This is a genomic window from Spirosoma jeollabukense, from assembly GCF_054777855.1.
Window position 1 is genome coordinate 586,084 of the sequence record NZ_BAAHAD010000004.1, and the last position, 16,973, is coordinate 603,056.

General features: G+C 41.1%; 19 protein-coding genes. 5 read left to right on the forward strand and 14 right to left on the reverse strand.

The window, feature by feature from the left end:
• Positions 1–149 precede the first annotated feature (149 nt).
• Both ACYVEA_RS19290 and ACYVEA_RS19295 read right to left on the reverse strand, forming a co-directional pair.
• Positions 150–1,043 (reverse strand): restriction endonuclease, encoded by an 894-nt coding sequence (locus ACYVEA_RS19290; RefSeq protein WP_461115061.1) that lies wholly within the window; start codon positions 1,041–1,043, stop codon positions 150–152.
• Between the two features lie 693 nt (positions 1,044–1,736).
• Positions 1,737–2,381, reverse strand: a complete 645-nt coding sequence (locus ACYVEA_RS19295) for a hypothetical protein (protein WP_461115062.1) — start codon at positions 2,379–2,381, stop codon at positions 1,737–1,739.
• A 90-nt stretch (positions 2,382–2,471) separates the two neighbouring features.
• Here ACYVEA_RS19295 and ACYVEA_RS19300 point away from each other — a divergent pair, with 90 nt between their 5' ends.
• From ACYVEA_RS19300 to ACYVEA_RS19310, 3 genes are all read left to right on the forward strand, one after another.
• The gene (locus tag ACYVEA_RS19300; protein ID WP_461115063.1) at positions 2,472–2,654 is read left to right on the forward strand and encodes a hypothetical protein; all 183 of its coding nucleotides are present in this window, start codon (positions 2,472–2,474) and stop codon (positions 2,652–2,654) included.
• A gap of 552 nt (positions 2,655–3,206) precedes the next feature.
• Positions 3,207–4,136: a trypsin-like serine peptidase gene (locus tag ACYVEA_RS19305; protein ID WP_461115064.1), complete on the forward strand. Its 930-nt coding sequence runs from the start codon at positions 3,207–3,209 to the stop codon at positions 4,134–4,136.
• Positions 4,137–4,163: 27 nt separating this feature from the next.
• A complete protein-coding gene (locus tag ACYVEA_RS19310) occupies positions 4,164–5,045 on the forward strand; it encodes a hypothetical protein (protein ID WP_461115065.1) in 882 nt (293 codons plus the stop codon).
• 292 nt (positions 5,046–5,337) lie between these two features.
• Here ACYVEA_RS19310 and ACYVEA_RS19315 read toward each other — a convergent pair whose 3' ends face one another.
• The 5 genes from ACYVEA_RS19315 to ACYVEA_RS19335 are packed head-to-tail and all read right to left on the reverse strand — an operon-like array spanning position 5,338 to position 6,673.
• The gene (locus ACYVEA_RS19315) at positions 5,338–5,637 is read right to left on the reverse strand and encodes a hypothetical protein (protein ID WP_461115066.1); all 300 of its coding nucleotides are present in this window, start codon (positions 5,635–5,637) and stop codon (positions 5,338–5,340) included.
• Positions 5,638–5,639: 2 nt separating this feature from the next.
• Positions 5,640–5,879, reverse strand: a complete 240-nt coding sequence (locus tag ACYVEA_RS19320) for a hypothetical protein (RefSeq protein ID WP_461115067.1) — start codon at positions 5,877–5,879, stop codon at positions 5,640–5,642.
• A 2-nt stretch (positions 5,880–5,881) separates the two neighbouring features.
• Positions 5,882–6,142: a hypothetical protein gene (locus tag ACYVEA_RS19325; RefSeq protein WP_461115068.1), complete on the reverse strand. Its 261-nt coding sequence runs from the start codon at positions 6,140–6,142 to the stop codon at positions 5,882–5,884.
• Positions 6,123–6,386 (reverse strand): hypothetical protein, encoded by a 264-nt coding sequence (locus tag ACYVEA_RS19330; protein WP_461115069.1) that lies wholly within the window; start codon positions 6,384–6,386, stop codon positions 6,123–6,125. Before ACYVEA_RS19330 ends, ACYVEA_RS19325 begins: the two co-directional genes overlap by 20 nt.
• Before the next feature lie 2 nt (positions 6,387–6,388).
• Positions 6,389–6,673 carry a hypothetical protein gene (locus tag ACYVEA_RS19335; protein WP_461115070.1) on the reverse strand — a complete coding sequence of 95 codons (285 nt, stop codon included), beginning with the start codon at positions 6,671–6,673 and terminating at the stop codon, positions 6,389–6,391.
• Between the two features lie 209 nt (positions 6,674–6,882).
• Here ACYVEA_RS19335 and ACYVEA_RS19340 point away from each other — a divergent pair.
• Positions 6,883–8,281 (forward strand): IS3 family transposase gene (locus ACYVEA_RS19340; RefSeq protein ID WP_461115071.1). Its coding sequence is split into 2 segments (ribosomal slippage): positions 6,883–7,275 and positions 7,277–8,281, totalling 1,398 coding nucleotides; the frame shifts between segments, so codons are not numbered across the junction.
• A 20-nt stretch (positions 8,282–8,301) separates the two neighbouring features.
• Here ACYVEA_RS19340 and ACYVEA_RS19345 read toward each other — a convergent pair.
• The 7 genes from ACYVEA_RS19345 to hsdR are packed head-to-tail and all read right to left on the reverse strand — an operon-like array spanning position 8,302 to position 15,880.
• Complete coding sequence (locus ACYVEA_RS19345; protein WP_461115072.1) at positions 8,302–8,799, reverse strand: hypothetical protein; 498 nt, start codon at positions 8,797–8,799, stop codon at positions 8,302–8,304.
• A gap of 26 nt (positions 8,800–8,825) precedes the next feature.
• Positions 8,826–9,257, reverse strand: a complete 432-nt coding sequence (locus ACYVEA_RS19350; protein WP_461115073.1) for a hypothetical protein — start codon at positions 9,255–9,257, stop codon at positions 8,826–8,828.
• 2 nt (positions 9,258–9,259) lie between these two features.
• Positions 9,260–9,538 carry a hypothetical protein gene (locus tag ACYVEA_RS19355; RefSeq protein ID WP_461115074.1) on the reverse strand — a complete coding sequence of 93 codons (279 nt, stop codon included), beginning with the start codon at positions 9,536–9,538 and terminating at the stop codon, positions 9,260–9,262.
• Positions 9,539–9,552: 14 nt separating this feature from the next.
• A complete protein-coding gene (locus ACYVEA_RS19360; protein ID WP_461115075.1) occupies positions 9,553–10,968 on the reverse strand; it encodes a restriction endonuclease subunit S in 1,416 nt (471 codons plus the stop codon).
• Between the two features lies 1 nt (position 10,969).
• Positions 10,970–12,478, reverse strand: coding sequence for a class I SAM-dependent DNA methyltransferase (locus ACYVEA_RS19365; protein WP_461115076.1), 1,509 nt, complete (start codon positions 12,476–12,478; stop codon positions 10,970–10,972).
• A gap of 5 nt (positions 12,479–12,483) precedes the next feature.
• A complete protein-coding gene (locus ACYVEA_RS19370; RefSeq protein WP_461115077.1) occupies positions 12,484–13,431 on the reverse strand; it encodes a DUF4268 domain-containing protein in 948 nt (315 codons plus the stop codon).
• Between the two features lie 7 nt (positions 13,432–13,438).
• Positions 13,439–15,880 carry an EcoAI/FtnUII family type I restriction enzme subunit R gene (hsdR, locus tag ACYVEA_RS19375; RefSeq protein WP_461115078.1) on the reverse strand — a complete coding sequence of 814 codons (2,442 nt, stop codon included), beginning with the start codon at positions 15,878–15,880 and terminating at the stop codon, positions 13,439–13,441.
• 287 nt (positions 15,881–16,167) lie between these two features.
• On the opposite strand from hsdR, the gene ACYVEA_RS19380 reads away from it, so the two are divergent.
• The gene (locus ACYVEA_RS19380) at positions 16,168–16,638 is read left to right on the forward strand and encodes a hypothetical protein (protein ID WP_461115079.1); all 471 of its coding nucleotides are present in this window, start codon (positions 16,168–16,170) and stop codon (positions 16,636–16,638) included.
• The last annotated feature ends 335 nt before the right edge of the window (positions 16,639–16,973 follow it).

The window sequence follows — 16,973 nt, forward strand, 5'->3', positions numbered from 1 at the left end:
CGAATTATAAGTCACATCCTTAATGTTAAATTCTCATCTCTAAATTTTGTCCCTACCAACCTTTACTCCCTTTCTCGGTTGGGCTGCAAACCTTCCTCCGAGACGTGCTCGCTATCACAGGGAAGCTGCCCTACTTGGAGCACATTTGCCTAAATTACATCTTGATATTTAGCTTCAATCTGTATCTTTTTTCGATTCAACTCTTGACTACTACCGATAAAATTTTTAATATAAGATTCATCTACTTTACCTAAACACTTCATAGCTAAACGCTCTATTTTGAGATACTCACTTTCAATATATTTAGGATTTACAATAGGAAAATGTTTATTACATAATTCCGTTAGTTGCTGTCCATCTACCAATTTAACCCCACTTCTTCTTGCTAACTCTACAGCCTGTCGTGAGAAATATGAATTGGTTACGACAATTGCATACTTACATCGCTGGTATCTTTTACCGCCTAAAACTTCTTGTACAGCAGAATTCCCAACTGTTTTACTCCAACGTTTGGTTTGAATAGCGAATCGAATCCCACCATCGTCAGTCAAAACTATATCAACTCCTTGGTCTGTACCTGTTGAGATTTGTTCAACTTTATATCCCATGTGGCTGTAGAGCAACGCAACAAAAAGCTCAAACTCCTTTCCAGTCATGTTGTCGACATGTCCATAATAACCCGACGTGGAATGGTACCTACTCCACGCGATTCTTTTTAAAGCGTCAACTCTTAATTCTGATAATTCCTTTTCATACAAAATCCTTTGTTCTCTTTTCTCTTTCTGTTTTGCTTCTTCTTCCAGTTTTCTTTCATATTCCTCTTGAATTTTTATTTTTTCTGGTGCATCTGATTCTTTAATTGATAAATATAACGTTAGCACTCCGCCGAGCACATTAATAGCGAACATGAAACCAATCGTCCAAATGTCTTTATCTTGTGGTTGTCGATTATAGTAGTCCGCAGGAATTTCTTTTTGTTTGAAGATAAAATAGCCTACCGATCCACATAAAAACCAAATCCAAACAAAAGCCTCTCCCGTCATATTGCGAAATTTGTCAGATCTAACCTGTCATACAAACTCTTCAAAATCAGTTGCTTGAGCATCTTTATTGCCAACCGAAACCTACGTTAATTTCTTTAAATTGCAAACGCGTTTTTTATCTCCTTGAAACTTAAATCGTCTTGGCGCGTACCAAGCTGACGCAATGGCTGGCTTTTATATTTTTCGTTTTGAAGAATCTCAATGCGGAGAAACAAAAGAAGAAATAGAGAAATACATTGAAACCATTCTCAACGGTGCATTGGAAGATCTAGTAAGCCCAAGTTCAAAGGTTACTATAACTCAATCAAGCGTGTCATCGGAGGGGCAAATAATCCATTTATATACTATGTACTACTCTGAAGAATAATTTTCAGAGACGGTTTGCCTTGTCGCACTCAACCCCCTAACCGGTACAAACCCAAACAGCGGGGCGTTTCCTGTGTCAGCCACAACCCGCCAAATAAGCTAAACCCCTTGTCGAGCCGTGCGGCCTGTCTGTGACAGGCCCACCACTACGTTACATCCTGTTACGTCCACCCAACGACCATGAGGGTTGATGGAGTGGTATTAAAGTTATAAAAACAAATGCAGTTCAGATCTTTACACCCTCATTTAGTTGTGCTGAAAACTCTCCTTCGGGACTTGCCCTGTCGACGGGAATTTACCCGCTAGAAGTGGACAATAACCTAAGAACTATTGACTATTGTCCACTTCGGTATGGAAGTTTAGTTTTCTTACGTATTCAATCGATTCAATAAAATCTTTGTCAACTTCTATGTCATTTATTAAATTATCAACCCATTTCAAGTGTTCTTCCATTGAATCTTTTTGATCTTCAGGCATTCTAAAGAAATGCCTCAATAATTCAACTACAAAAGTTTTTTTTAAGTCTTGGTTTTTGTTAAAACTAGCTTTTTTCAAAATCAACTGTAGCCAGATTCCCAAGCTCATACATAAGAAAGAAAAACAGATTGAGAGTTTGATTTCTTCGTCTACATCATCGCCAATTTTTTCGCCAAATGTTTTTATGAACTTGCTCTTTTTATCTGCAAGAATTTCAAAGCATTTTTCGAATGAATCAACATACTGTACGTGTGCAAATTTGTTTCTTATCTCAGCAAACGTTTGAAATTGCCATATTACTTCTTTTGGTACAAATTTTAAATCACTCAATAAGTTAACTTTTGAGTTCAAACTCAATGAAGTGTTTTTACTACCAAGTGAAAGTGAAGTTTCAACATCAATGTCTAACAACATTCCAATCAGAGAGGAAATTCCAGCTTCTAATGATACTCCCTTTTCAATTACTTCTCCTCTAGTACTCTGGTATTCAGGCATATATCAAATTTATCTAATTTGTTCAATCTAGTGTTTGCGCTGTCGAATATAACTTGCTTAACCTCAACTTGCCTAGTCACGGCGTTCATATTGTCAACCGGAGCTAGCCTAACAGACAGCCGTCTGACTTTTAAGGACGTTTACTTTGTCACGCGTGAGCCAATCAACGAGTTTAAAAAACCCACCCTATCGAGCCGGGCGGTTTATCACACGACGCCGACCACTACGTTGCTTTTCAGCCTGTTCGCATCACCCAATGACCGCAAGGGCTGATAGATAGGGACACAAGATAGACCAAACTAACGGAGTCTCAACCTTTACACCCTTGTTTGGTTAGGCTGCCTAGCGTCCTGCGGGACGTGCGTCTTGTCACCGGGAAGGCGGGAGGAGTTGAAGGGGTGTCGCCAGGCAACAAATCCGCTAAAAACCGAGCGCGAAGCCTGTTATTACTTCCTAATCTGTTTTTTATCAACTTACTAAACCGGGGCGTTTCCATTGTCGCACGCAGTCTAAAAAATCTCCCCCAATTAGGCGTGCCCTCTGTCGACCGAAGCCGACCAAGGAACCCAAAAGCCACCCTATCGAGGAGTGCGATTTGTCACACGATGCAAACATATGACATTGTTTTTTAGCGCGTTACATCTTCGCTGTTGTGTTCACCCAGCGTTCGTGAGGGCTAATCGAGGTGAATGCATGGATTAAGTATTGCAGGAACCTTAATTAGAAAATTCTTCCAAACCTGGGGGAAAGAGACGATGATTTAGGGTGTTTTTCCCGTTTATTTTCCTTTTTGTTAGCTTTACTTTTACCCTAAATACCTGAAAGATGCAAGTCGCTGGTGAACATGATCCTGTATCAAATAGGCCTGACTTATTAAAAGGTGTACAAAAACCTGCGGAAGCTATACCTTATACTAATGGAAAGGTACCTGAGGCTAGCCCAGTTAATGAGGCTTTCATTAAACTCAAACATTTTACAAACCGGAATATATTAGGGCGTACTAGAGATATTGTTAACCTACCTGAAGGTAAGCCAGTAGAGCATATTGATGCATTGCTTAATCCGCCTACTCCTGAAATTGCTTGTGGGCCAAATCATCGCGATGAAGTCGATCCTATCAGTTATCCTTATCGGATGGTTTGCCTACTTCTTATCTACCTGACTAATGATTCAGAACCGTTTCGAGGTACGGGATTTTTTATTTCTCCTCGATGTATAATCACGGCTGGGCATTGTGTGTACACGAATGCAGGCTGGGTGCAAAAAATTGAAGTTATACCAGGCGGAAGAGGGAATGAAATACCACCATTTGGCAGCCAAATAAGTACTTGGTTCAATACAACCACAGGGTGGAAAGAAAGCAGAGACCAACAAGGAGACTATGGAGCAATAATTTTAAAAAACGATGAATTGTATAATAATATACAAAAATGTTTTTTTGGGTATAAAATAGTGCTAGATAATGATCCTACTATAAAAAAATTGTTCGTAGCTGGCTATCCTGAAGATAAACCACAAACCCAGTGGAAAGGAGAAGGCCCAGTCGAAAGCTATCAACCGGACAAGCTTACTTATAAAATTGATACAGAAAAAGGAAATAGCGGTAGTCCCGTTTTTATTAGTGATAATCAAATTTATTTTGCTTTAGGTATTCATAATTACGGGGAATGTCCAAATTTTTGTACGAGAATTACGCAAAGTGTTATTAATAATTTTGAGTTCTGGAAATCTCTCCCAGATGCAACTATAACATGAGTTCTTCATTTCTTAAATTCTATCGCCATGAAATTAATTTTTGTATCTCTAATTATAATTGCAATGTTTAGTTTTAGCTGCTCAAGTTCAAAAAATATTGTATACGGTTCGGATGGTAAATCTAAAGAGATAGAGCGTGAAGAAAGTCATATTATCTTTAGTAATGATAAGGGCTTCCCTATTAAAACAACCCAAGAAGCAGACTTCGTTTCAGCTTTATTACCGGGACTTGTTGATGTAGCGTTCAAACTAACCGATACTATACTTAGTAATAAAATTAAGCAGTACTCGGCTGAGTATATAATTCAAAAGAGTTACTTAGATCCTAATAAAAGCATGATACCTGCTTTTACGTTTCAAAAAGTAGTTAAATTGAAGAACGGTAGTCAAGAAATCGCTTTAGAAATTGATTTTTCAACGGAAAAAGTTTTGGAAAATAAAAGTATGGTTTATTATATAAGTAGAATTAATCTTAAAAATTCTAAAGCAAAGATCACAGATAAGTATAATACCTTAGATTATTCAATAGAACTGAAGCCTGTTCTAGTAATTAATGGTAAAAAGGAAAGTCAGAATTTAACACCCATCGTTATTAATTCAGTGAAATTTGTGAATCATCCCGTTGGTGAAACAAATGAGGATTTAATCAAGGATTCAAAACGGTATCGATCTGATATCATCTTGATACCGCCGGGTGCATTTCTCTCAGAAATTCAACTGAAGATAGTCGAAACTAATCCTCATCAAATAAAATTGGAAAAGATTTTAGAAACATTCAATACGTATAAAGATGAAGGTAAAACGATAATTAACAATTTTATTAGCGGAAAAGATTCAAATGCTCCTGTAAGCAACACGCCTGGCACAGGTTCAGGACAAGCGCCCCAGGGTAGTCCTAGAAAACCTTGAAATTGATAGTTAAGTTAAAGCCAGGCAGGGAGTTACCCGAGTTGCTTTTCGCATTCCCTGCCCTTTACTAATTACTAATTCCTTACGGCATTCGTTCAATACACTTGTTATGTCAGCACGTGTAATAGGGCGCTGGCTCCTGTCCTTGCTAATTCCAAAAAGCGTTCCAGCTAGACTATCATTTATTATCCATCGGTAGGGATTGTCAACTTATTTCTGATTTGCTTTGAATAGCTTCAACCTGTCGGCATTACCTTCGAAAACGCTTGAAAGCAATTGTCGTTTATCGCTACTAAGATTCCTGTTCATTATCGCGCTGTTTCGGGCTTCTACGGCCATTATCAGGTATCATACAAATAGTCAATGGCTCGTAGCGAGTAAACGCCTGAATGTCTTTGTATGGCATTGTGACTGGCTTACCTTTATAGTGAAAACTTACCTCATCAGTTGGAGCGGGTCGTAAGGCTCCATGCCGGTAGATGATAACCACAGCACCGGGGCCAATTGATTGCTTTAATTGCTGCTTGACTCCTTCACTGCTTTTACCTTGTATGATTTTAGTGAGCAAGGCAATCTTCTCAGTTCTTTTCATGGTCAGTTATTTCGATACTCAACCCGCCCGTCTGGGTAACGGTCGTAACATCTAGTTGTACCGTCATTATAAACGTCAATGTGATACGTTGGCTCGTCTGGGTCGTAAGGTGTTAACTCATCGTCTAAATTCAACGTTAGGTAAATAGGCTCTCCGCTTTTACGCAAATCGACAATCTGTTTAGGTGTGGCCGTTCCTGTTAAAATCGAAGTAAGGAGAGCAAGCTTTTCTATTCGTCTCATGGCTAGGAATCGACTGTGATGCAGAAACTACCGTAGGTGATTGGATTCTTTAAGAAATCAGCATAGAGTACCCACCCTCGTCCTTGCTCGTCTGGTAGTCTCGTGTCAACTAAATCCGTTGGCTTAGGTGTGCCATTGTCACACACGACCATAAAAAACGTTTCGGATTGTTGCTGTCGGTGGTATTGCCTTATTGTAGCGATCTTGCCCGTAAAGGCGGCTTGAAGTACTGACAGTTTTTCTTTACGACAATTGGCTTTCATATCGCTTAACAATGTTCTCTAATTGCTCATCGGTCATGGCTTTATAGTCAGGGCAAGGCTTACCCGTCCTTAACTCAATCAGGGCTTCTAATTGCTCATCCGTCATGGCCTGTATTTCCTCCTTCGTAAACGCTTGTTTTCTGAGAAGCGGACTTTTCAACTGACGTAGTAAGGCCGTTTCACCCGTAAGAAACTGGCTTAAAATCTTAACCTTACGCGTCCGGTTGATGCTGGCGGGTTTCATGCTCAATCTAGTTTAGCCATTGCCTTTTCTAATAAATCGTCTATTTGCTCATCTGTCAGCGTAGAGAGGTCTATTTTCTGTTCCCGCTGTTTGGGTAGAACATACTCCATAAACTTAAGGTAGGCACTAACCCGGTCTTTCGGCTCCAACGTTTCCAAGTCGGCTTGAATAGCGTCAAATTGATTATCTATCAGACTGGCAATCTTGCTCTTTATATCGGTGCTGGCTTTGTTGGTACTACCCGACTTTCGACCACCCGTTTTTTCGCGCCCTTTCTCAAACTTCATCGTTCTCTATTTTATCTCTAATATAGAGAAAATTTATAGAAATATCATAAATATAGAAATATTCTATATTGGTACAGATAATGTACATGGAAGAATCTTTCACAGCCATGAATAAAAATTACATGTACGTCGTCAAGTAAAAGTGGACAAATTGGGTGAGATTGAGAAGAGACAATTCAGTAAATTGTTTCACTCAAACCATCTCAGTAATGTCCAATTCAGCCAAAAAATCCCCTTCTAGCCGATCCAAAACGGCTCAGCCAGTTGCCTCAACCTCTGAGCGCAAACCGGCCTTATCCATCATTAGAGATATTCAGAGACAGACCCGACGCCAATACACAGCTGAAGAAAAAATCCGTATTGTTCTGGAGGGACTGCAAGGTGAGCAGTCAGTCGCCGAAATCTGTCGACGAGAAGGGTTAAACACCAATATCTATTATCGGTGGAGCAAAGAATTTTTGGAAGCAGGCAAAAAGCGATTAGCCGGAGATACCACCCGTGAAGCCACCGCCCCCGAAGTGCAATCCATGAAATCAGAAAATGAAGCCCTCAAACAACTAGTGGCCGAACTGAGCCTGGAGAATAGGGTATTAAAAAAAAACCTCAAAGCTGACGACTAGCCTTTATCATCACATGACCCAATCCGAGAAGATGGAAATCATTACGTTGGTCGAGCAATCCACAGTCAGTGTAAAGGCCACCCTACGTGAACTGGGCATCAATCGATCAACCTTCTATGAGTGGTACAAGCGCTACTTAAACGATGGTTATGATGGCTTAGCCGAACAGCCTTATCGACGTACTAGTGGGTGGAACCAACTGCCAGCCGCTGAAAAAAGCCCGATTGTTGAATTGGCTTTAGAACGACCGGATCTTTCCAGTCGCGAATTGGCCTGCCATATCGTTGATAATGAACATTGGTTTGTCTCGGAGTCTACAGTCTACCGTATCCTGAAAAGTCGGGGGCTGATCACGACACCCGCTTATCGGTTAATGGAAGCGGCTGATCATTTCTATAATCCCACTACGGCGCCGAATCAACTGTGGCAGACTGATTTTACGTATTTCAAGATAAAGCATTGGGGCTGGTATTATCTCTCAACGGTATTAGATGACTACTCGCGCTACATCCTAGCTTGGGAACTGTGTCCAGGGATGCAAGCGGTGGATGTGGAGCGAACCGTACAAGCTGCTCTGAAAGCGAGTAGTCTGCGTACCGGTCAGCGGCCTCGTATTTTATCCGACAATGGTTCGGCCTATGTATCTCGGTATCTGAAGGAATATCTAAAAGGGGAAAGCATTGAGCATGTTCGGAGTGCCCCGTTTCATCCCATGACCCAAGGCAAAATCGAACGCTATCATCGATCGATGAAAAACATCCTCTTACTGGAGCACTACTACAGTCCCGATGAACTCAGCAAGCGTCTGGTTGAATGGGTGGAGTATTACAATCATCAACGTTACCATGAATCACTGGAAAACGTACGGCCAGCGGATGCGTACTGGGGACGCCAAGACCAGATCTTAGCAGATCGGCAAAAAACGAAGCAGCTAAGTTTGTCTCAACGACGGAAAAATCATATTTTTCAGCGAGTCCAAAGTGGCTAAAAGCCTCTCTTCTCTTTTCACTAGTATTTGTCCACTTTTGGTTGACGACGTACAGCCAGAACCTCTAATATTCCAGAAGGCGGAGCATCTGGACGGAGCCAATATTTTGCAGCCTTTAAGCCTCCGCGATTTTGCACTCTTTTTAAGAAATTACTTGCTTTGAATCCTGCCTTTGCGTTGATCTCCTTATAAATATTCAACATGCTTTCGTGAAAAAGCATGGTCAACAATTCAGTTGCTTGAGCCAAAAATTGCTTATCCTTTTCACGAGGTAGCTTATAATATATACTCAAAGTGGGGCCTAGACCACTTGGGGAAGTGTAAAGGATCTTGTCTGAGTCCTTCATCTCCTGTTTCATTACGTTACAGCAAATCGTCATGCGATGATCGCCAATACTACCACCTGCCTGAATGTGTAGTATTCTTGCAATCACGTCAACGCTTTTGTCTCCATTGGCTGTGGCCTCCTGAAACATTCTATGTACTGCATCAACGAAGTCTTGTCGCTGAGGTATCATGATGTAAGCTTATTTCATAATTAAAACTACTTAATTAAATTATTCATCTTTACACTTAATTTCATTAAGTAATTAAGGGCGTTTGCCAATAACCCCTCAAGAATATCATCATCCTTAATTTCATTAATACCCAAACTGAAATCTTGTTCCTCTATAAATAATTCAGAAAACCAAGGTTTTGAGGATAAATCAATCGGCGGGCTAAAAACTATTCCTGTTCCCTTAATATTGTAACCACCCTCTGTCAAAGGAATAATTGAATCAGGAGTAAAATAAGACAGCAAAGTATAATTCATTTTTCGATTAATAGTTGTTCCACCAATTACCCAGATTTTTTGACCTACGCTTTCTTCTAGATACATTAGAGGGCGATTACTATAAAGAGAAAAAATAGTTTCAGAGGGGGCGAAGTAATTACCACACCCGCTAAAATTATGATAGGCTACGAAATCACGCATAGTCAAAGACGTTGGCATTCAAAACCTAGCGCTTCCAATTTACCAACGGCACGCTGTGTTGTAAAACCATCTGTGTAAAATATGGTAGGCAAATTTTGAAAATCAATATTGGCCGCGTAGCAATATGCCCTTCTAATTAGAGCTTTAGTTGGGAAGGCATGCCCTTCAATGTTTACTTCCCATGTACGTGAATCTTCCATGCCTGGTACCGGATTAGCAAGCAAATTCATTGCTGCCCTTAGCACATGATTTTCTCCGATAATTTGTAAAAATTGATTCATATAATTAGTAAGATTTAGGATTCTAGTACCTCTTCTTTCCCTGCAAAAGCTTCCCGCAATACCGCTTGCATTAATTGTCCTATTTCTACTTGTTGATGCTTATTTTCTTTTTCTAAATCGCTTAATTGCCCTAATAATCGTTCTACATGGGTAATAATAGACTGTTGCTCATTGATAGGTGGGAGAGGGACAGGCATATTCCTAATTCTTTCAAGATTAAAGTTTCCCGCAGAGCCACCTTTGCTTGCCGTGTTAACCTTAGCATATCTGACTCCAGTAGGTGAATTCATAAATAAGACAAAAAATTCTGGAATTACAGCTGATGCTGCAAGTTTCACCAGGCCTAAACTCACATAAAATGCAAATTCTATCTCATGATTTATTACGGCAGCCTCTCCTATTCCAGCGCCTACGCGAGCAATTAATACATCATTTTTTTCTGGTTTTTTGTTCCTAATGTAATCTTGATAATCTTCTTCTGATACATATTTATGGTTTTCAGGCATAAACCGGAACGGCTTAATATTTTGGGCAGATAGAAAAATACGTCCTGAATGAGTATAGCTTGGTGTTTGATGAGTCCCATCCGTAATTAACCAAGCAATCTCTCCCAAACGACACCAAACCCAATTTTTCGGCAATTCAAATGGCTTCTCTGCGTCGATTAAAGGTAGCAGAGGCTTTTCTTTACGTAGTTTGCCTTGCTGGATCAATTCTGCTTTTTCGGCGCGAATACGAGCTAGTAAATCTGCACCTGTTTCGGGTTTGGGTGTTGTGGTCCGGCTGGGATTTGAATCTAGGACTCGAACATTGTCTGCTTGTTCGCTTCTTTCCGTCTCCCGAAATTTCTGTGTCAGTTTACCCTGTACAGCCTCCTGCAAAATAGATTGTCGAAGTTGCGTGAGAAGGGTTTGCTGAGTTTGGAATTCAGCAGAAATAATTTCAGCTTTTTCTTTTGCTATTTGATACTGCTTGACAATAATATGTTGCTGTTCAATAGATGGCAAAGGAATAGTAAGACCTAGAACTTCATGAGAACGGATTGAAGCATAATTGGTACTTCCAGTTGCTTTAATTTGGTTCTGAATGTAATCTGTTTGCGTCAACACATATAGATAGTCAGGTATCAACCGTTTTTCGTTTATTTCAAAAAGATAGTAGTGACTACTTACAATTGCACCGTCAAGTTCAGCAGAAATAAATCCATAACCGCCGACTTTAGCATCCATCTCAGCTACGATAAAATCGCCGGTCCGACATACTTGCTGTTTTTTAGTACGAATCTCGACACCCTTTTGTATCTGGCGTAAAACAACCCCTCTTCTATGCACCTGAACACGGCATAGTTTGTAATCAATTGAATCGTCAATGGTTATTGAACCTTTACGATGTCTTAAAACCTCCCCCAGCGATACTATTCGAACTGCCATATTAAAAAATAAACTCTGCTTTTAACTCCTTTAATATAGATTGACTACGTTTAATGGAAACGCCAAGTAGGTCAATAATTTCCGCGCTGGTATATACGTGTTCTTCTACTTTTCCATTTGGGTTTTTTATGTCTAAATCAAACTTACGGTCAATAATTGTTTGAATAGGTACTCGCCAGGCCTGATCGGTTTCGGCGCGGTTATTCCACCAATCTTTTACTGGTTCGAATTCACTTAACTGAATTGTCTTCGTTTTTGAGTATGATTTCTGGCCTTCGGGTAGGCGATGTTCATAGTACCAGATTTCGCGTGTAGCGTAGCGGTCACTGTCTTTGACTTCACCAGTACTAAACAGAGGCAAATCACTCTCAGGTGCAGCCAGTCCCGTATGCTTTTTTTTGTCGAAGAACAGCAGATTCGTTGCTACAGTCGCGTAAGGTTGAAACACCGAGTTGGGTAGCCGTATAATCGTATGGAGGTCGCAATCTTCAAGCAGCTTTTGCCGAACTCGTTGCTTTACACCTTCGCCCGTTAGTGAGCCATCAGGTAGGACCAAAGCTGCCCGTCCATTAGTTTTGAGTAAATTGACAATCAGGATAAGAAACAAATCTGCACTTTCGCGTGTCCGGAAATTAGCCGGGAAATTGCCTTCGTTACCATTAGCCACCGTACCACCAAAGGGCGGATTCGCCAGTATTACGTCTACCCGGTCACGGTCACGAATGCTGCTGTATTCACGACCTAAACTGTCTCCATATTCTATATTCGGAACTTCAATATCATGCAGAATCAAGTTCGTTAAAGCCAGCTCGTAAGGCAACGGCTTATACTCACAGCCACGTATTGTTTTCTGCAACGTAAGGCGATCATCTACACTATTAACCTCCCGTTGTTTGATATGCTCAATTGCATTGACCAGAAAACCGCCAGTGCCGCAAGCCGGATCAAATATGATTTCACCCAGTTGAGGATTTACCATCTCCGTCATGAACTGCGTTACGGCGCGGGGCGTGTAGAACTCACCACTGTCGCCCGCCGATTGCAGTTCTTTCAGGATACCCTCGTACAGATCGCCGAACAGATGACGGTCTTCCGAGCTATTGAAATCTATTTCGTTTAGCTTATTACAAATCTTACGGATATTTATACCCGACTTCATGTAGTTGTTATTCCCCTCGAACACCTCCCGTATTAACAAGGCACGTCGGTTTCCATCCTGAACGGGCAGATTTTTTAGGGTCGGAAACAGGGTCAAATCAACGAATTGCTGTAAGCCATCGCCGGTCATTCCTTCATCGTCAGCCGCCCAGTTACGCCATTGGCAATCAGCCGGAATAGGTGACTGGTAATCGTCGGCGAGTAATTCCATTTCGATGTCTTTATCATCGAATATTTTCAAAAACAGCATCCAGCCGAGTTGTTCAATACGTTGAGCGTCACCATTAACCCCCCGATCTTCACGCATGATGTCGCGGATGGATTTAATAATACCAGAAAGATTATGAGCCATTAGGGTTATTTAAAATACTTTTTAAAGGTCTTTTGAAAGATTTCTGATTTGGTTTTTAGCCAGTGAAAATATACTGGCCAGTCAGATTCGCTATTTGGATTGAAGTTATGATTGATAATTATACGAAAAGCTGTACTGTCTGGTAAGTCCATCCAGTTAAGCGATTCGCCAATTTCCGTTTCAATAAGTTCTTTTTCCGCGCTCAACTTTTGATAAAGGTCAGAATCACGATGAATATATAGTTCGCAACCTATCTGCTTCTGCTTAGAATTAAATGTTAGAGAAATATTCGCTTTAGACGTTCCAAAACTTATATCATACCAGTGCTGAGGACGAGGAGTTCGGCCCAAGTTGAGGGTACTTCGAGGGGTAAAATCATTTACATACTCCCGAAAATCTGACCAAAATTTTTGTTGCAGTAATTTTAATTCAGAAGGTAAATCTTTTTCTACGTTGCCCGCCAACTTAACCGTTTTAGCCCAATTGTTCGGCTGAGAAATAATATTAAACCGTGGTGCTGGGAGAGAATCGCCGATTTGCCATAGCTCGACCTGGACTAAAAAAAAGCTGATCTGCTCTGGCATATTTCTATTAAACCAGTCGATCGCCTGTTTATGCTCTTCCGTGTAATTTTTAACGTTCCAGATGATGATACTAGCTTCGTGAGCCGCTGCATAAGTAAGGATTTGGCCTAAATGTTTATGATCGGTAATTTCTAATTGATTCTCTATGATCACTTTACGCTTAGTTGTAATCTCTTCGGCTACAATATCTACGTTATAACGTCCAGCGGCTTCTTCGACTTTAACGTTGTCCAAAGTAATATCAAGCTCTTCACACAGCAGTTGAATATTTTCCTCTATAGATAACCATCTCGTAAAATCTAACGCTTCGTGAGGCCACATTTTACGTAATTCAACCCTTTTGAGTGTCCCCAGTAAATTCAATGTCATTTTCTTATTAAGCTATAGTTTTATATATCTCGCTTTCCAGCTCGCGCACGGCCTGTAGATATTGAGGTTTACCTCCGAATAACTTCACAATCTCTACCGTCGAACCGTATTTATTCAACGGCTGCACCCTCAGCACGTCAAGCGTTTCAAGATTAACCACTCCCTCATCAGCGTATTTATCGAGCAGAGCCTCCAGAACGGCACGGGCTTTATCGCCGTATTTGCCAAAGTAGTTTCGCTTCTTAACTTCATTAGCCCGTTCCTTTCGGGTTAGTGGTTTCTGGTCAAAAGCCACGTGGCAGATTAGATCAAATAAATCAGCATCTCGGTCAACGGCGCTGGTAAAGACATCCAGCAAAACGCCCTGTTCGGTCAGTTCATGAACAACAGCTTGCTTTCGGTCTGCTGCATTCCAATACGTTAGAAAGTCGTTCATACTTCTGAATTTCTCCCGCAGTTTAGTACGTGTGTAATCCTTCAAACCAACCAGTACTGGCTTACCATCGTTGTCGAACGTTAATTCTAGGCTATTCAACACGGATACATCGATACCATTGACATAAACTTTGCGGTCTTCGTTTACCGCAGCAAGATCATCTTCTTGAATGTAGCGGATAGTTGGCGGTTTGGGTTGTTGATCGTCTGCTTCGGCCTCATCATTCGCAACAAGACTCTCGTCGGCTTCCTCTTCGGCTTCTACAGTAGCCAGAGTCTCAGCTTCATCGACCACCTTCACCCGTACCGGATAGCCATCGAAAGCGAGATCGGCGAACAAATCCGTTACGTTCCGGAAATCCAGAATTGTGAAATACAGCTTGCCAAACTCTTCGTTGATACGTGTTCCCCGCCCTATAATCTGCTTAAACTCCGTCATAGACTGAATATTGCTATCCAGTACAATCAACTTACAGGTTTGTGCATCGACGCCAGTGGTCATCAATTTAGAGGTCGTAGCAATAACCGGGTAACGCTCTTCTGGGTTGATGAAATTATCTAACTCTCGTTTTCCTTCTTCATCGTCGCCGGTAATCTTCATTACGTATTTGTAATTCTGTTTTACCAGATCGGCGTTCTGTTTTGCAATAGCGCTTCGCATTCCGTCTGCATGCTCAATATCGACGCAGAACACGATGGTTTTCATAAAACGATCCTGACCTTTCAGATACTCCGTAATCTTTTCAGCTACAATCCTGCGACGTTCCTCCACGACAATATTCCGGTCGAAATCCTGCCGATTGTAGATGCGATCTTCTACCGGATTTCCCCGTTTATCACGTTTGCCTTTCGGAGGCCGCCACCCTTCCAGATCAATGTTAAGACCTACCCGAACCACTCGGTATGGAGCCAGAAACCCATCTTCGATACCCTGTTTGAGCGAGTACGTATAAAGCGGGTCGCCAAAATATTCACTGTTAGAAATGTCGGCAGTCTCGCGGGGTGTAGCTGTTAAACCGACTTGTGTTGCGTCTTTAAAATAGTCCAAAATAGCCCGCCAGGACGAATCTTCAGACGCACTACCCCGATGGCACTCATCCACAACGATGAGGTCAAAAAAATCAGGCGAAAAGTCTTTATAAGCATCCAGGCCTTCACTACTGGTTAGTCCCTGATATAGGCCTAAGAAAATCTCGTAGGCTTTATCACTGGCACTAATACCACGTCTCCGGGTTGACACCAACTCTTCTTTCCCGCCAACGTCTACTATCGTTTTACGGATAATAGTCATCTTATCTCGAAAGTGTTTGAAGTCTCCACGCCGTGTCTGATCGATCAGTGCATTTCGGTCAGCTAAAAAAAGAATCCGCTTTTTGCGACCACTTTTCCAAAGGCGATAAATAATCTGAAATGCTGTATAAGTTTTGCCCGTTCCAGTTGCCATAACCAGCAAAATCCGATTTTGCCCTTTGGCAATAGCTTCAACGGTCCGGTTAATCGCAATTTGTTGGTAGTAGCGAGGGTGGCGGCCCGATCCATCGGTATAATATTCCTGTTGAGCAATGGTATCTTCTTCAACCGATTCAATGCCCTTATAGGCCTTGTAACGCTCCCAGAGTTGATCAGGCGTCGGAAATTCATATAAGGTCAGTTCTTGCTCAATAGTCTCGTCTGTGGCTGTTCGATCATGAAATACAAAGCCATCTCCATTGCTGCTAAAGACAGAAGGAATATCGAGAATTCGTGCATATTCCAAGGCTTGCTGTAAACCTGCCGAAACAGTATGTTTATTATCCTTAGCCTCAATAACAGCAATAGGGATGTTCGGTTTATAATACAGAATGTAATCAGCCCGTTTTCTTTTGCCACGTGTGGTCATATGACCAACGACTCGAATACGCCCATCCGTAAAGAAGACCTCTTCTAAGAACTTATTTTTCCAACCAGCTTGCTCTAAAGCGGGTGTAATGAACTTAGTACAGATGTCGCGTTCAGAAAGGGTTTTCTTATTCATTGATTCAACGTGGTGGTGCGGTAATCGATAATATGGGCCATGAAGTAACATAAGTTCTAGTTACTTCCCAAATCAAATTTTCAACTAAAATTAAGTATATTGAATACAGCAAGTAAGAACATAGTAATAAAAAGATCTTAGCTTTAATTTATCGCTTCTTGAATTTATGGAATTAATTGATTGGGAGACATTTAAGCAAAAAGGCAGAGAGGCCAAATGCCCGCAGACATTCCACCTCTGGTAGTAAATAACTTGAATTTTCTTTTGTTTGGCCAATTAATAAAGAAATGAGTAAAATCAATAAGGGCGGCAGACCTGTAAAGTCTATTGACTGGAATCTGGTTGAAAACATGCTAAAAGGTGGTGCAAGTGGTGGAGCTGTAGCAGACTTTTTAGGTATGAATCGCGATCATTTCTACAGACGAGTTCGTCAGGAAAGAAACGTACACCTCAGCCACTGGCAAGCGCAGTGCAAAGCCTTTACCCGCCATAGTTTACGAGTTGCACAGCTCAGAGAAGCCCTAGGGTACGAATACGAAAAGACGGAAACAATTTATGAGAATCGGCCAGACGGGAGTAGCGTTGCGGTCGGTTGCCAAGTTACTAAACTATACCATCCGCCGAGTGCACCTATGCTGATTTTCTTAGGCAAGAATATGTTAGGGCAGAGCGATAAACCTGAGCCCATAGATAATGGGACGAGTACGTTCGGCAACATACCCAATTATCGCTTAGTTGGAGACGGAGATGAGGAATAATCTCTTTTTATAGAAATTAACGACATAACAGCGTATACCTGAAAATATAGAATTAGCAATCTCTACTTCAAAGCCCAATAAAGGATTGTAATTAAGTTGTATCGTGATATAATGTAGTTTGTATATTAATCTGCCAGCATGTTATAAAAAGGCCAAAAATCGCCTTTTTGTGAATTTTTATCCGCAGGGCTATGAAAGGGAATAAAAATGGATTGAAAAAGGGGGTATATACCCCCCATTTTCTTAGGTACTAGTGTATCTTTCTAACTATTTAATTAAAAAGAAATAGCTTCTTATTACTTTTGGAATCAAAGTTGCCATTGAAATCATGTGAA

Bases quoted from the DNA above. Each gene is read 5' to 3' on its own strand.
- ACYVEA_RS19290 (WP_461115061.1), bottom strand. From the start codon at position 1,043: ATGACGGGAGAGGCTTTTGTTTGGATTTGGTTTTTATGTGGATCGGTA.
- ACYVEA_RS19295 (WP_461115062.1), bottom strand. From the start codon at position 2,381: ATGCCTGAATACCAGAGTACTAGAGGAGAAGTAATTGAAAAGGGAGTA.
- ACYVEA_RS19305 (WP_461115064.1), top strand. From the start codon at position 3,207: ATGCAAGTCGCTGGTGAACATGATCCTGTATCAAATAGGCCTGACTTA.
- ACYVEA_RS19310 (WP_461115065.1), top strand. From the start codon at position 4,164: ATGAAATTAATTTTTGTATCTCTAATTATAATTGCAATGTTTAGTTTT.
- ACYVEA_RS19315 (WP_461115066.1), bottom strand. From the start codon at position 5,637: ATGAAAAGAACTGAGAAGATTGCCTTGCTCACTAAAATCATACAAGGT.
- ACYVEA_RS19320 (WP_461115067.1), bottom strand. From the start codon at position 5,879: ATGAGACGAATAGAAAAGCTTGCTCTCCTTACTTCGATTTTAACAGGA.
- ACYVEA_RS19325 (WP_461115068.1), bottom strand. From the start codon at position 6,142: ATGAAAGCCAATTGTCGTAAAGAAAAACTGTCAGTACTTCAAGCCGCC.
- ACYVEA_RS19330 (WP_461115069.1), bottom strand. From the start codon at position 6,386: ATGAAACCCGCCAGCATCAACCGGACGCGTAAGGTTAAGATTTTAAGC.
- ACYVEA_RS19335 (WP_461115070.1), bottom strand. From the start codon at position 6,673: ATGAAGTTTGAGAAAGGGCGCGAAAAAACGGGTGGTCGAAAGTCGGGT.
- ACYVEA_RS19345 (WP_461115072.1), bottom strand. From the start codon at position 8,799: ATGATACCTCAGCGACAAGACTTCGTTGATGCAGTACATAGAATGTTT.
- ACYVEA_RS19350 (WP_461115073.1), bottom strand. From the start codon at position 9,257: ATGCGTGATTTCGTAGCCTATCATAATTTTAGCGGGTGTGGTAATTAC.
- ACYVEA_RS19355 (WP_461115074.1), bottom strand. From the start codon at position 9,538: ATGAATCAATTTTTACAAATTATCGGAGAAAATCATGTGCTAAGGGCA.
- ACYVEA_RS19360 (WP_461115075.1), bottom strand. From the start codon at position 10,968: ATGGCAGTTCGAATAGTATCGCTGGGGGAGGTTTTAAGACATCGTAAA.
- ACYVEA_RS19365 (WP_461115076.1), bottom strand. From the start codon at position 12,478: ATGGCTCATAATCTTTCTGGTATTATTAAATCCATCCGCGACATCATG.
- ACYVEA_RS19370 (WP_461115077.1), bottom strand. From the start codon at position 13,431: ATGACATTGAATTTACTGGGGACACTCAAAAGGGTTGAATTACGTAAA.
- hsdR (WP_461115078.1), bottom strand. From the start codon at position 15,880: ATGAATAAGAAAACCCTTTCTGAACGCGACATCTGTACTAAGTTCATT.
- ACYVEA_RS19380 (WP_461115079.1), top strand. From the start codon at position 16,168: ATGAGTAAAATCAATAAGGGCGGCAGACCTGTAAAGTCTATTGACTGG.